The organism is Mycobacterium sp. NTMscope_MAC_269, from assembly GCF_976985695.1.
In genome coordinates, this window is the sequence record NZ_OZ335668.1 from 4,183,294 (window position 1) to 4,196,366 (window position 13,073).

General features: G+C 68.2%; 13 protein-coding genes. 7 read left to right on the top strand and 6 right to left on the bottom strand.

Annotated features, from left to right (window positions below; translation table 11 throughout):
• Positions 1 to 156: 156 nt before the first annotated feature.
• Positions 157 to 1,014, top strand: coding sequence for an endonuclease domain-containing protein (locus tag ACZ50Z_RS19810; protein ID WP_464485055.1), 858 nt, complete (start codon positions 157 to 159; stop codon positions 1,012 to 1,014).
• Positions 1,015 to 1,098: 84 nt separating this feature from the next.
• Here the strand turns inward: ACZ50Z_RS19810 and ACZ50Z_RS19815 are convergent, their stop codons facing one another.
• The 3 genes from ACZ50Z_RS19815 to fgd are packed head-to-tail and all read right to left on the bottom strand — an operon-like array spanning position 1,099 to position 5,377.
• Entirely contained in the window at positions 1,099 to 2,253 is a 1,155-nt protein-coding gene (locus ACZ50Z_RS19815) for an acetate kinase (RefSeq protein ID WP_464485056.1), read from the bottom strand.
• Positions 2,250 to 4,355 (bottom strand): phosphate acetyltransferase, encoded by a 2,106-nt coding sequence (pta, locus tag ACZ50Z_RS19820; protein ID WP_464485057.1) that lies wholly within the window; start codon positions 4,353 to 4,355, stop codon positions 2,250 to 2,252. Before pta ends, ACZ50Z_RS19815 begins: the two co-directional genes overlap by 4 nt.
• 11 nt (positions 4,356 to 4,366) lie before the next feature.
• On the bottom strand, positions 4,367 to 5,377 hold the full coding sequence (fgd, locus tag ACZ50Z_RS19825) for a glucose-6-phosphate dehydrogenase (coenzyme-F420) (protein ID WP_464485058.1): 1,011 nt from the start codon (positions 5,375 to 5,377) through the stop codon (positions 4,367 to 4,369).
• Positions 5,378 to 5,435: 58 nt separating this feature from the next.
• On the opposite strand from fgd, the gene ACZ50Z_RS19830 reads away from it, so the two are divergent.
• A complete protein-coding gene (locus tag ACZ50Z_RS19830) occupies positions 5,436 to 6,188 on the top strand; it encodes an MBL fold metallo-hydrolase (RefSeq protein WP_464485059.1) in 753 nt (250 codons plus the stop codon).
• A gap of 90 nt (positions 6,189 to 6,278) precedes the next feature.
• On the opposite strand, the gene ACZ50Z_RS19835 is transcribed toward ACZ50Z_RS19830, so the two are convergent.
• From ACZ50Z_RS19835 to ACZ50Z_RS19845, 3 genes are read right to left on the bottom strand one after another with little or no spacing between them, the layout of a single operon-like run.
• On the bottom strand, positions 6,279 to 6,782 hold the full coding sequence (locus ACZ50Z_RS19835; protein WP_464485060.1) for a GNAT family N-acetyltransferase: 504 nt from the start codon (positions 6,780 to 6,782) through the stop codon (positions 6,279 to 6,281).
• Between the two features lie 7 nt (positions 6,783 to 6,789).
• Positions 6,790 to 7,680, bottom strand: coding sequence for an SAM-dependent methyltransferase (locus ACZ50Z_RS19840; protein ID WP_464485061.1), 891 nt, complete (start codon positions 7,678 to 7,680; stop codon positions 6,790 to 6,792).
• Between the two features lie 7 nt (positions 7,681 to 7,687).
• A complete protein-coding gene (locus ACZ50Z_RS19845) occupies positions 7,688 to 8,059 on the bottom strand; it encodes a DUF3054 domain-containing protein (protein WP_464485062.1) in 372 nt (123 codons plus the stop codon).
• A 69-nt stretch (positions 8,060 to 8,128) separates the two neighbouring features.
• On the opposite strand from ACZ50Z_RS19845, the gene ACZ50Z_RS19850 reads away from it, so the two are divergent.
• The 5 genes from ACZ50Z_RS19850 to ACZ50Z_RS19870 are packed head-to-tail and all read left to right on the top strand — an operon-like array spanning position 8,129 to position 12,551.
• Positions 8,129 to 8,875, top strand: coding sequence for an SDR family NAD(P)-dependent oxidoreductase (locus ACZ50Z_RS19850; protein WP_464485063.1), 747 nt, complete (start codon positions 8,129 to 8,131; stop codon positions 8,873 to 8,875).
• 27 nt (positions 8,876 to 8,902) lie between these two features.
• Positions 8,903 to 10,090, top strand: a complete 1,188-nt coding sequence (locus tag ACZ50Z_RS19855) for an acyl-CoA dehydrogenase (RefSeq protein WP_464485064.1) — start codon at positions 8,903 to 8,905, stop codon at positions 10,088 to 10,090.
• Positions 10,090 to 11,235: an acyl-CoA dehydrogenase family protein gene (locus ACZ50Z_RS19860; RefSeq protein ID WP_464485065.1), complete on the top strand. Its 1,146-nt coding sequence runs from the start codon at positions 10,090 to 10,092 to the stop codon at positions 11,233 to 11,235. The genes ACZ50Z_RS19855 and ACZ50Z_RS19860 overlap by 1 nt, the downstream gene beginning before the upstream one ends.
• A 9-nt stretch (positions 11,236 to 11,244) precedes the next feature.
• Positions 11,245 to 11,907 (top strand): TetR/AcrR family transcriptional regulator, encoded by a 663-nt coding sequence (locus tag ACZ50Z_RS19865; protein WP_464485066.1) that lies wholly within the window; start codon positions 11,245 to 11,247, stop codon positions 11,905 to 11,907.
• A gap of 5 nt (positions 11,908 to 11,912) precedes the next feature.
• Complete coding sequence (locus ACZ50Z_RS19870; RefSeq protein WP_464485067.1) at positions 11,913 to 12,551, top strand: hypothetical protein; 639 nt, start codon at positions 11,913 to 11,915, stop codon at positions 12,549 to 12,551.
• Positions 12,552 to 13,073: the final 522 nt, after the last annotated feature.

The window sequence follows — 13,073 nt, forward strand, 5'->3', positions numbered from 1 at the left end:
CGTAGGTTCACACCGAAAGTCGCAGGTTCACAGTCGATTTCGCCAGGGCCGCGCGCACCCGGCGCACGATACCGGCCGGGCGCCTTACTCGTGCAATGGCGCGCCCTGTGCACAGCCGTACTCGCCGACCTCGGTTGACGTGCAATGGTTCCCGGCATGAGACCAGTGCCGTTCATCGGCAGCGAGGAGTTGGCGTCGGGAAACCTCAGCCGCCACCAGCTGAGGGCGGGCTACCGACCGGTGTTTCCCAACGTCTACGTGCCGATGCACGCGGAGCTATCACTCGAATTGCGCATCCGCGCGGCCTGGCTGTGGTCGGGGCGCACGGCGATCATCGGTGGAGCCGCCGCGGCCGCATTGCACGGCGCCCTGTGGATCCCCGACAACGTCCCGGTCGAGCTGATACACACCAACACTCATCCCCCCGACGGTGTGCTGACGCGCCGGGACACGCTGTGCGCCGGCGAGACCCAGATCCGCGATGGGCTCGCGGTCACCACTCCGGAACGGACCGCCTTCGACATCGGCCGCCGCGGCGCCGTGCGTTCGGCCGTGGTGCGGCTGGACGCGCTCGCCCGGGCAACGGGTTTCAAAGTCGATGACGTGCTGGGTGTCGCGGCGGCACACCCTCGCGCACCCGGCCTGCGGCGACTCGAGGCCGCGCTCGACCTGGTCGACCCGGGCGCCCAGTCCCCCAGGGAAAGCTATCTGCGACTGCTCCTCATCGAGGCCGGCCTGCCCCGGCCGCAGACTCAGATCCCGGTGCTGGGCACCGACGGCCTACCGTTCGCCTACCTGGATCTGGGCTGGGAGGAGTCACTGGTGGCCGTCGAGTACGACGGCGACCACCATCGCACCGACCGGCGCCAATTCACCAAGGACATACGGCGCATGGAGATGCTTGAGGCGATGGGCTGGACAATCATCCGCGTCGTCGCGGAGGACGGGCCGGCCGCCATCCTCCGCCGAGTCCGCGATGCAGTCGCGAAATCAACTGTGATACAGCGGCTTTGACTGTTAACCCACGGCGGTGTTTACCGGCGTGTCGCCGCCCAGGGCTCACAATGAAAGCCCAGGATTCACACTCGACGACAACGGCTAGGACGACGCCAGCACGTTCACGCAGTCGCGGGCGATGGCGAGTTCTTCGTTGGTCGGGATCACCAGCACGACGATCGGCGAATCGTCGGCGGAGATCTGGCGCGCTCCCTTGCCGCCGCCGAGGTTGCGGCGCTCGTCGAGCACGATGCCCAGCTCCTCCATGCCGGCGACCGCGTCGCGGCGCACCGCGGCGTCGTTCTCTCCGATCCCGGCGGTAAAGCTGATGACGTCGGTGTGCCCCAGCACCGCCAGGTAGGCGCCGACGTACTTGCGCAGCCGGTGCGTGAACACGCTGTAAGCCAATTGTGCTGCCTGGTCGCCAGATTCGATCATCGTCCGCAGCCGCCGGAAGTCGCGTTCGCCGGACAGGCCCCACACCCCGGACCGCTGGTTGAGCATGGTCTCGATGTCATCGACGCCCATCTCGGCCGTGTGGAACAGGTAGCTGACGATGCTGGGATCGATGTCACCGCTGCGGGTGCCCATCACCAGCCCCTCCAGCGGGGTGAGGCCCATCGAGGTGTCGATCGGGCGGGTGCCGGCGATCGCGGAGGCCGAGCACCCGTTACCCAAATGCAGCACAATCTGTTTCAGGTCGCCGGGCGTCCTCTCCAGGAAGGCGGCGGCCTGCTCGCTGACGTAGCGGTGCGAGGTGCCGTGGAACCCGTACCGGCGGATCTGATACCGCTGCGCCAGTTCACGGTCGATGGCGTAGGTCGCGGCCGCGGGTGGAAGGTCGTGGAAGAATCCGGTATCGAAGACCGCGATGTGCGGAATGTCGGGCAGCAGCCGTCGCGCGACCTCGATTCCCGCCAGGGCGGGCGGATTGTGCAGCGGCGCCAGGTCCGACAGTTCGCCGAGCCTGGCGATCACCGCGTCGTCCAGCGGTGTGGGCTCATAGAAGGTGTTGCCGCCGTGCACCACTCGATGACCCACCGCCACCACGCCGCATGTCTTGAGGTCGATGCCGTCGTCGGCCAGCGTGTCGAATGCGCGGCGCAGCGCGGCGTCGTGGTCGGGGACCTGCGACCCCGCCTCTCCGATCCGTTCCACGAGCCCGGTCGAACGTGCGGTGCCCGAATCGGGATCGACCAGCTGGAACTTCAGGGACGAGGATCCGGAGTTGATCACCAGCACCAGGCGAGCCGTCATGGGCTACCCTGCGCCTGAATCGCGGTGATGGCAACGGTGTTCACGATGTCCTCCACCAGCGCGCCCCTCGACAGGTCGTTCACCGGCTTGCGCAGGCCCTGCAGCACCGGTCCGATGGCCAGGGCCCCGGCGCTACGCTGCACCGCCTTGTAGGTGTTGTTGCCGGTGTTGAGGTCGGGGAAGATCAGCACCGTGGCGCGTCCGGCCACCGCTGAGTCGCGAAGTTTGGTGGCGGCCACCGACGGTTCGATCGCGGCGTCGTACTGGATGGGGCCCTCGACCGGCAGGCCGGGGTTGCGCTCTCTCACCAATTGCGTTGCCGTCCTGACCTTGTCGACGTCGGCGCCGGTGCCGGAGTCGCCGGTCGAGTAGGACAGCATCGCCACCCGCGGTTCGATGCCGAACTGTGCGGCGGTGCGCGCCGAGGAGATCGCGATGTCGGCCAGCTGCTCCGGTGTCGGGTTCGGGATGATCGCGCAGTCCCCGTAGGCCAGGACACGATCCGGCAGGCACATCAGGAAGATGCTGGACACGGTGGAGACGTCCGGGACCGTCTTGATGATTTCGAACGCGGGCCGCACGGTGTGCGCGGTGGTGTGCGCGGCGCCGGAAACCATGCCGTCGACCATCCCCTTGTGCACCATCATGGTTCCGAAGTACGTGGTGTCGCGCATGATCTCGCGGGCTTGCTCGACGGTGACGCCCTTCGCCTTGCGCAACTGCGCGTACTGGTCGGCGAACTCGTCGCGCAACGTGCTGGCACGCGGATCGATCACCTTGACGTCGGCCAGATCCACCCCGAGTTCGCCTGCGCGCTGGCGGATTTGGGCCTCGTCGCCCAAAATGGTCAGGTCGGCGACGCGGCGTTGCAGCACCCGCCCGGCCGACCGCAGGATGCGATCGTCGTCACCCTCGGGCAGCACGATGTGCTTGCGATCCGAACGCGCCTGCAGCGTCAGCTGATGGATGAACATCTGCGGCGTGGTCACGGTGGGGATCGGAATGGCAAGCTGCGCCAGCAGATCGGTGATGTCGACGTGGCGGTCCATCAGCTCGAGCGCGGTGTCGATCTTGCGTTGCGACGTCGCCGTGACCCGGCCCCGTGCGGAGGCCGCCGCGCTGGCGGTGTCGTAGGTACCCAGCGCGGTGGCGACGATGGGCAGCCGCAGCCGCAGCCCGGCGACCAGGGCCGCGATGGACGGGTGCAGCTCGAAGCCGCCGTTGAGGACGATGCATGACAGGGACGGAAAACCTTCCGCGGCATGGGCACTGGCGACGGCGAGCACCACGTCGGAGCGGTCCCCGGGGGTGATCACCGCCATGCCGTCGCGCAGCCGTTCCAGGACGTGGTCGGCGGTCATCCCGGCGACCATCACGCCGGTCACCTCGCGCTCCCGCAGCGACTCCTCGCCACTGACCGGCGTCCCGCTCACCGCGCTCTGAAGTTCGGCAACCGTCGGCGCCGACAACAGCGGTTCGTCGGGCAGCACGTAGCTGCGCAAGGAAGACGGCCGTAGCGCCTCGTCCAACTTCGCTGCGATGGCGTCCAACTCGGCCGGTTCGCAGCGGTTGGCCACCACCGCCGCGGTGTGGGCGTGCTGGGTGTCCAGCTCGGCCAGGCAGACCTTGACGACGTCGGCCAGCTCACCGGCGGTCCTGCCCTTGCCGCTGACCGTCAACAGCAGCGGCGCGCCGAGGTTGACCGCGATGCGCGCGTTGGTGGAAAGCTCCGCGGGCCGGATCGCCTGTCCGAGTTCGGAGTAGTCGCTGCCGACGATCACCACGACGTCGCATTGCTCGGCGACGGCGTGGTAGGCGTCGACGATGGCGGCGATCGCCGCGTCACCGTCGGCGTGCAGCTGCTGGTAGGTGACGCCGACACATTGCTCGTACGACAGGCCCGCGGTGGTGCGCGACAGCAGCAGTTCCAGGATGTAGTCGCGATCGCCCGCGTCCTGCGGGGAGCGCGTAATCGGCCGGAACACACCGACTTTCGCCACCGTCGCGGTTAGCCGGTGGAGCAGGCCCAGCGCGATCGTCGATTTTCCGGTCTCCGGCTCGGGCGCGGCGATGTAGATTGCCGTTGCGGAGCCCGAGACCACCCGTCCGCCCCTCAGGCCAGCCGCCGCAGCCGCGGCGCCAGGTCCTTCTCGAAGAGGTCCAAGAACCGGCGCTGGTCGTGTCCGGGCGCGTGGAACACCAGGTGGTTGAGGCCCCACTTCACGTACTGGCCAACCTTCTCCACCGCCTCGTCGGGATCCGACGCCACGATCCAGCGCTTGGCGACCTGCTCGATCGGCAGCGCGTCGGCGGCCTTCTCCATCTCGATCGGGTCGTCGATGCTGTGCTTCTGTTCGGCGGTCAGCGACAGCGGCGCCCAGAATCGGGTGTTCTCCAGCGCCAGTTCGGGATCGGGGTCATACGAGATCTTGATCTCGATCATCTTGTCGATGTCGTCGACGTTGCGCTCGTTGATCGCCGCGCCCTCCTTGACCGCGGGGATCAGCTTGTCCTTGTACAGCTCCTCGCCCTTGCCGGAGGTGCAGATGAAGCCGTCGCCGGCACGCCCGGCGTATTTGGCGACCGCCGGGCCCCCGGCGGCGACGTAGATCGGGACTCCGCCCTCGGGCACGTCGTAGATCGAGGCGCCCTTGAGGCGGTAGTACTCGCCGTCGAAGTCGACGCGGTCACCGCGCCACAGCTCGCGCATCAAGCGCACGGACTCGCGCAGCCGGGCGAAGCGTTCCTTGAACTCGGGCCAGTCCCCCTCGTATCCGGTGGCGATCTCGTTCAGCGCCTCGCCGGTGCCCACCCCGAGGAAGATGCGGTCGGGGTACAGGCAGGCCATGGTGGCGAACGCCTGCGCGATCACCGCGGGGTTGTAGCGGAAGGTCGGGGTGAGCACCGAAGTGCCCAGCGTGATCCGCTTCGTGCGTTCGCCGACCGCGGTCATCCAGGCCAGCGAGAACGGCGCGTGCCCGCCCTCGTGCCGCCACGGCTGGAAATGATCACTGACGGTTGCGCTGTCCATGCCGTGACCTTCGGCGGCCACAGCAAGCTCGACGAGCTCGCGCGGTGCAAATTGTTCAGCGGACGCTTTGTATCCGAGTTTCAGTTCAGCCACCTGTTCTTTCTACTCCTGTGCCGATGGTCGCGACTGTCTGGCTTCTACACTCGCGGGCATGGGACCGGCGCCGACTCTTGTTCAAGTCACCGACGCGGTGCACCTCGCCCGAGGCGACGCCGTCAATTGGACGATCGTCGCCGATGACACCGGCGTGATGCTGATCGACGCCGGCTATCCCGGCGACCGCGCCGACGTGCTGGCGTCGCTGCGACAGCTGGGCTTCGATGCCGGCGACGTGCGCGCCATCCTGCTGACCCACGCCCACATCGACCACCTGGGGTCGGCGATCTGGTTCGCCAACGAGTACGGCACCGACGTGTATTGCCACGCCGAAGAGGTGGGTCACGCCAAGCGCGAATACCTGGAGCAGGCCTCGGTTTTCGATGTGGCCCTGCGTATTTGGCGGCCGCGCTGGGCGGCGTGGGGACTGCACGTGGTGCGCAGCGGCGGTCTGATCCGCGAGGGCATCCCGTCGACGCGGCCGTTGACCGCCGACGTGGCCGCCGGGCTGCCCGGCCATCCGATGGCCGTGTTCACCCCGGGGCACACCAGCGGGCACTGCTCGTATGTGGTCGACGGGGTCCTGGTCAGCGGTGACGCCCTGATCACCGGCCACCCCCTGCTCAAGCACGACGGGCCGCAGCTGTTGCCGGAGGTGTTCAGCCACAGCCAGCAGAATTCGCTGCGCAGCCTCGACGCGCTGGCCCTGCTCGACACCGAGGTCTTGCTGCCGGGGCACGGCGACGTGTGGCGCGGCCCGATCCGCGAAGCCACCGGCCGGGCTACCTCGCTGGCCGAGCGGCACTAGCCGCGCCGAGTGTGGGCCTTACGCACACAAAGTGCTCTGCATTCGTCCATAGCACCCACGCTCGGTGACAGAGATCCGTTGTGACGCCGGCTAAGTCAGCCACTTCTCGAAGGCGATCGGGATGAACGGCCCCCAGGACGGCAGCGGGTCGGGGGGCACCCGGATATAGCCCGTCGCGTCGTAGAGCGCCTCGGCTTCGGGCTGCCGGTTGCCGGTGATCAAGTAGAGCCGGCGGTACCCGCGGGCCAGCGTCTCGGCCTCCAGCGCGGCCAGTAACGCCCGCGCGTAGCCGCGGCGCCGGTGGGCCGCGTCGGTCCAGATCCGCTTGAGTTCGGCGGTGTGGGCGTCGTAGCGGCGAAACGCGCCGCCGGTCACCGGCACGCCGCGCAGGACGCCGATCAGCAACCCGCCGTCCGGCGGGGCCAACTCGGCCGCGGGCACCGGCAGCCAGGACAGGTGCGTGCTCGGCGTACCCCCGTAGCGCTCCGCATACTCAACGGCCAACTCGGCCAGCAGCGGTTGCGCCAGCGGGTCATCGTGAGTCGCCGAGACGAACCGCAGCCCGCCGTCCGGCGAAAAGGATTCCGGCATCATCGAAGACTCAAACGCGTGTCGCGGTGACGTATTCCGGGATGAACTCCGCGTCGCCGCGCCCGGTGCGCCTCCGTTTGTCCCACCCCACGGTGCGCAGCACGTCGGCGATGTCGCGCCCGCGCGTTTCCCAGCCATGGGCCGCCAAATACTCGGGAACATAGTGGTATTCGCCCGGATAGGTCAGGCTGGCCAGATCGACGTCGAGGCCGCGCCGCCGCCAGCCGTCCACAAAGGCGCGCTCGGCCCCCAGCTGCAACGGATTCCAGGTGGGCATGTGATCGGCGGCCAGCCGGCTGCCCGGGGCGCTGGCCCCGGTGACCCTGTGCAGCAACCGGCTCTGTTCCTGGGGCGGCAGGTACCCGACGAGCAGCTGCTCGGCGACCCACACCGTGGGCTGCGCGGCGTCAAAACCCACCCGCCGCAAGGCCGCCGGCCAATCGTCGCGCAGGTCGATGCCGACCGCGCACCGGTTGGCGGCCAGCGTGGCGTCCAGCCCGCGCAGCACGCCGGACTTGAAGTCGAGCACCTGCGGCCGGTCGATCTCGTAGACCGTCGTCCCGCGCGGCCACCACAGCCGGTACGCCCGGGTGTCCAGGCCCGACGCCAGGATCACCACCTGACGGATGCCCGCCCTGCCCGCGTCGGCGAGGAACTCGTCGACGAAGCGGGTGTGCGCCGCCAGCGCGTCCATCAGCGTCGTCATCGCCGGGTCGTCGCCGACCGACGATCCATCGGCCGCGAACACGTGGTCCTTGATCGCCCGGGTGAGGTACTCGATGCCGACGGCGCACAACAACGGCTCGGCGAACGGGTCGTTCAGCAGCCCCTTGTCGGTGGCCACGGCCCGCGCGGCGGCGCCGAAGGTCGCGGTCACCTCCACGTCGGCCGTCGGTGCCATCGCGCGCTCAGACGTCGGAGCGGCGCCGCAGGGTCAGCCCGAGGGCCACGCGCCAGCCCAGCAACAACAACGCGGTCACCGTCGTCGCCACCACCACGAAACTTGCGGCCACCCCCGCAGAGGTCGCCTTGCGTAGCACCATGCCGACGGCCACGGTCGACAGCCAGACGACGACCCCGGTGGGGGCCACCGCCGTGGGCCGCCGCCAGCCGCGCGCGGCCAGCCACCCGAGGGCCGTGCCGGTGAGAAACGGCCATGCCGTCGCGGCGACGCCGGTGACGTTGAGGCCTTCGTCGTGGCTGCGGCGCCCCACGGCGCAGAACACCAGCACACCGACGACGTCCACGGCGAGCCAGCCCAGCCACCAGAGCCTAAGCATGCAGCGAGACTACCGGGCGGGGCCTCGATCCTTGACCCCACGGCCGCGGTGAACCTACATTCGTCAGCGATGAATACTCATTCACCAGCTGGCCTTGCGGTGGTGACCGGCGCCGGTTCCGGCATCGGCAGGGCGATCGCGCTGGGACTCGCCGCCCGCGGCGAGCGCGTCGTCGCCGCCGACCTCGACGAGGCGGGCGCCTCGGCCACCGCCGCGGAACACCCCGAGACGATCACCGCGCTTGCGGTGGACGTGGCCGACCCGGAGCAAGTCTGCGCGCTGCGGGATCGCATCCACGCCGATCTCGGGGTGCCCAATATCGTGGTCAACGCCGCAGGATGGGACCGCACCGACCAATTCCTCAATGCCACAGCGGAATTCGCGCAGAAGGTGGTGGCCATCAACTACCTGGGGCCGGTGCACGTCTGCTCGGCGTTTTTGCCGGGGATGATCGAGACACACGGCGGCGGGCGCGTGGTCAACCTCGCCAGCGATGCCGGTCGGGTGGGCAGCGCGGGCGAGAGCATCTACGCCGGCGCCAAGGGCGGGGTGATCGCCCTGACCAAGTCGCTGGCCCGCGAGATGGCGCGTCACCAGATCACGGTGAACTGCGTATGCCCGGGGCCCACCGACACGCCGCTGTTTCACGCGCAGCCGGAGAAGCTGAAGGAAGCACTGGTCAAAGCGATCCCGTTTCGCCGGCTGGCCCGGCCCGACGAGGTGGCCGCGCCGGTGTTGTTCTTCGCTTCCGAGGCCGCCTCGTTCATCACCGGCCAGGTGATCAGCGTCAGCGGCGGCCTCACGATGGCCGGTTGAGAGCCGGCTAGTGGCAGGCTGACTTCTATGAGTACCAAGACGCCACCGGCCTTCGACCGTTACGACCCGCTGGGCCTGGACGCCTCCCTGTCCGACGACGAACGCGCGGTGCGCGACACCGTCCGGGAATTCTGCGCCGAGCACGTCCTTCCCCACGTCGCGGAATGGTTCGAGATCGGCGACCTTCCGGTCCGCGAACTCGCCAAGGGGTTCGGCCAGCTCGGCCTGCTGGGCATGCACCTGGACGGGTATGGCTGCGGCGGGGCCTCCGCCGTGCACTACGGGCTGGCCTGCGTGGAGCTCGAGGCCGCCGACTCCGGCCTTCGCTCGATGGTCTCGGTGCAGGGCTCGCTGGCGATGTTCGCGATCTGGAACTTCGGGTCCGAGGAGCAGAAGCAGGAATGGCTGCCGGGCATGGCCGCCGGCGAACTGCTCGGCTGCTTCGGGCTGACCGAGCCCGACGTCGGATCCGATCCGGCCGCGATGAAAACCCGTGCGCGGCGCGACGGTTCGGACTGGGTGCTCAACGGCCGCAAGCTGTGGATCACCAACGGCTCGGTCGCCGACGTCGCGGTCGTGTGGGCCAACACGGACGACGACGGGATTCGGGGTTTCATCGTGCCCACCAAGACTCCGGGCTTCACCGCCAACACCATTCACCACAAGCTGTCGCTGCGGGCATCGATCACCAGCGAGCTGGTGCTCGACGACGTGCGGCTGCCCGCCGAGGCGATGCTGCCCGAGGCCAAGGGGCTGCGCGGGCCGCTGTCGTGTCTGTCCGAGGCCCGCTACGGCATCATCTGGGGCTCGATGGGAGCGGCGCGCTCGGCCTGGCAGGCCGCCCTCGACTACGCCACGCAGCGCACCCAGTTCGGCCGCCCGATCGCCGGATTCCAGTTGACCCAGGCCAAACTCGTCGACATGGCCGTCGAGCTGCACAAGGGCCAACTGCTCTCGCTGCACCTCGGCCGCCTCAAGGACGGGGTGGGCCTGCGTCCCGAGCAGGTGAGCTTCGGCAAGCTGAATAACACCCGGGAGGCGATCGAGATCTGCCGGACCGCCCGAACGATCCTGGGCGGCAACGGGATATCGCTGGAATACCCGGTGATCCGGCACATGGTCAACCTCGAATCGGTGCTGACCTATGAGGGCACACCGGAGATGCACCAGCTCGTCCTCGGCCAGGCGTTCACCGGCAGCGACGCCTTCCGCTGATGAGCGGCCTGACCTACGCGCCAGAGCATCACCAGTTCCGGGAACTGGTGCGGGATTTCGTGCAGCAGACGGTCGTGCCCAACCACGAGAACTGGGAACGCGACGGACAGTGGGACCGCGCGCTGTTTCTCGAGGCGGGCAAGCTCGGGCTGCTCGGCTTCTCGGTGCCCGAGCGCCTCGGCGGCCCGGGCGTGCACGACTTCCGCTACAACGCGATCGTGATCGACGAGTTGCAGCGCGTCGGGGCGGCGGCCGAGGCAATCGCCTTCACGCTGCAAAACGACGTGGTACTGCCCTATCTCACCGATCTGACGACCCCCGAGCAGCAACAGCGCTGGCTTCCCGGCGTGGTCACCGGCGAGACGGTGCTCGGCATCGCGATGACCGAGCCCGGCACCGGCAGCGACCTGGCCGGCATCCGCACGACGGCGGTGCGGGACGGCGACGACTACGTGATCAACGGCGCCAAGACGTTCATCTCCAACGGTCAGGCCGGGGACCTGTTCGTCATCGCCGCGCGCACCTCGCCCGATCGCCATCAGGGACTGTCACTTCTGGTGGTCGACGCGAACACCCCGGGCTTTTTCCGCGGCCGCAACCTGGAGAAGATCGGCCTGCACGCCCAGGACACCAGCGAGCTCACCTTCACCGATATGCGGGTGCCGAAAGAAAACCTGCTCGACGAAGAGGGCCGCGGCTTCTATCAGTTGATGAAGAACCTGCCCCAGGAGCGGCTCGCGCTCGGCGTCGGTGCGGTGGCCGCCGCGGAGGCGATCCTGGCCGGAACCCTCGACTACGTCCGTGATCGCAAGGCCTTCGGGTCACCGATCGCCAGCTTCCAGCACAGCCAGTTCGTGCTCGCCGAACTGGCAACCGAGATCGACATCGCCCGAACGTATCTCGACGACTGCCTCGCCGAGCACCTCGAGGGTGCGCTGACGGCCGCCCGGGCCGCCCGGCTGAAATGGTGGACCACCGACCTGCAGGTGCGCACCGCCGACCGCTGCCTGCAGCTGCACGGTGGGTACGGCTACATGCGCGAGTACAGCGTGGCGCGCGCGTTCGTCGACGCCCGCATCCAAACCATCTACGGCGGCACCAACGAGATCATGAAGACGATCATCGCCAAGGACTTGGGCCTCTAGGCGCATCCGGTGGCCATCGATTACAGCGATCTTCCCGCCGAGGAGGCGGTGCGCGCGGCGCGCGTCAGCTCGCGGCGGCGCCAGGTGCTCGACGCCGCGGTCAAAGTCATGGGCAGGACCGGGTTTCACCAGATGTCCATGCAAGATCTGGCCACCGAGGCCGAGGTCAGCGTCGGCCTGCTCTACAAATACTTCGGCGGCAAGGAAGACCTGCTGCTCGCCACGATCGTGCGCATCCTCGACGTGTTCCGCGATCAGCTGGCGCCGGTCATCGACGCAGCCGGCGACGACGTCGTGGACCAGTTGACCGCGGGGGTCCGCCGCTACATCCAGATCGTCGACGAGAACCTCGACGGCGTGGTGCTGAGCTACCGAGAGAGCCGGACTCTCGGGGCGCCCGGGCGCACCCAGATCAAGGACCTCGAAATCGCCACGGCCGCACCGCTGCGCGCGGTGATCGAGGTCGGCATCGCCCAGGGAGTCTTCCGCAGCGTCGACGTCGACCTCACCGTGTTCGACATCATGCTGCTCGCCCACGGGTGGGCGCTCAAGCACTGGCACTTCGGGCCGATCTACACCCTCGACGAATACATCGTGTTGCAGACCCGCCACGTGCTGGGCGGATTGATCGCCGACGACCGCCGCGGCGACTACGCACACGTGCTGAAATAAGAGGCATGCGAGTCTCCGCACGCCGAGCCCGCGCCGTGATCGCGCTGTTGGCCCTGGGAGCCGCCGCCGGTCCGCCGGCCGCGGGCGCCGACCCGGCCGCGGGGCTGCCCCCGATGGTGTCCAGCGGCAGTGGGCCGATCATCGGCGGGGGCTCCGCGGCGGCCCAGGGAATCACCCAGCAGCTCTTTAGCTTTGGCAATCCTAACGTCGTGCAGGAGGTCGACGGCTCGGACGCGGCGCAGTTCATCACGTCCGCCGCGGGAGCCACCAACCAGCAACTCGCGGGCCCCTTCTCGCTGCTGCGCCGAGCGTTGGCATGCCAGACCGACAATTCGGGGTCGGGGGCGGGATTCGGCGCACGCGCCTATCGGCGCAACGATGGGCAGTGGGGCGGAGCGATGCTGGTCGCGGCCAAGAGCGCCACGCCGAGCCTCGACAACCTGGTCGGCTGCGTGAAGACCAATTGGCGAAGGACGGCGGCCGGCGGCGAAACCGCAATGTGCAACAACGGCTGGACCACGCCGACGGCCTACGAAAGCCGCCGCGGCGAGACCTATTACATCTTGCTCGCCGGCACCGCCGCCGACTTCTGCAGCGACCTCAACGCCAAGTACAAGAGCGACGCCGGCGGGTGGCCGTTCTAGCCGCGCCGCGGGCCCCCCGCCGTCGCTGAAACCAATTGTCATCCCGTTGGTTTCGCCGCGTGACCGGCGGCGCACGTTCGGGGCGTATTTGAATTCATATCCAATTTGCGCAGCCGCGCCGGTGAGCAGCGGGTAAATAGCGTTCCAATATAGCCGCGGCATGGGTCCCGCGCAGGATAATTCCAATTCATCCCGCCACTGGATTTTGCTGAATTCCGTTCGGGGCCAGGCGGTCGCACCATGCCGGCGTTGGTCGGTCATCCATTTGACGAATCGCCGTGAAATATTCGCGAAATCGCTTATCTGCGAGTCATTGACGACGTAAACTCGCCGACATCGGGCCTTAGAATATCGTCCTCCCAGACGTAGGGGGTTCTAATGTCACGTCGTACTAGCAAAATCGTCGTCGCCGTGGTGCTGGCTTTCGCAGCTCCAATGACCTCGGCGTGCACGGTTCCGCTTGTTATCGACTGTGGACCCGGTTTGACCTGCACCGGATAGCAGTAAACCGAACGGGCCTCG

What these genes read in the sequence shown, in the direction of transcription:
- ACZ50Z_RS19870 (WP_464485067.1), top strand. Translation starts at nt 11,913, where the DNA reads ATGCGAGTCTCCGCACGCCGAGCCCGCGCCGTGATCGCGCTGTTGGCC.
- ACZ50Z_RS19850 (WP_464485063.1), top strand. Translation starts at nt 8,129, where the DNA reads ATGAATACTCATTCACCAGCTGGCCTTGCGGTGGTGACCGGCGCCGGT.
- ACZ50Z_RS19855 (WP_464485064.1), top strand. Translation starts at nt 8,903, where the DNA reads ATGAGTACCAAGACGCCACCGGCCTTCGACCGTTACGACCCGCTGGGC.
- ACZ50Z_RS19830 (WP_464485059.1), top strand. Translation starts at nt 5,436, where the DNA reads ATGGGACCGGCGCCGACTCTTGTTCAAGTCACCGACGCGGTGCACCTC.
- ACZ50Z_RS19860 (WP_464485065.1), top strand. Translation starts at nt 10,090, where the DNA reads ATGAGCGGCCTGACCTACGCGCCAGAGCATCACCAGTTCCGGGAACTG.
- ACZ50Z_RS19815 (WP_464485056.1), bottom strand. Translation starts at nt 2,253, where the DNA reads ATGACGGCTCGCCTGGTGCTGGTGATCAACTCCGGATCCTCGTCCCTG.
- ACZ50Z_RS19810 (WP_464485055.1), top strand. Translation starts at nt 157, where the DNA reads ATGAGACCAGTGCCGTTCATCGGCAGCGAGGAGTTGGCGTCGGGAAAC.
- ACZ50Z_RS19845 (WP_464485062.1), bottom strand. Translation starts at nt 8,059, where the DNA reads ATGCTTAGGCTCTGGTGGCTGGGCTGGCTCGCCGTGGACGTCGTCGGT.
- ACZ50Z_RS19840 (WP_464485061.1), bottom strand. Translation starts at nt 7,680, where the DNA reads ATGGCACCGACGGCCGACGTGGAGGTGACCGCGACCTTCGGCGCCGCC.
- ACZ50Z_RS19835 (WP_464485060.1), bottom strand. Translation starts at nt 6,782, where the DNA reads ATGATGCCGGAATCCTTTTCGCCGGACGGCGGGCTGCGGTTCGTCTCG.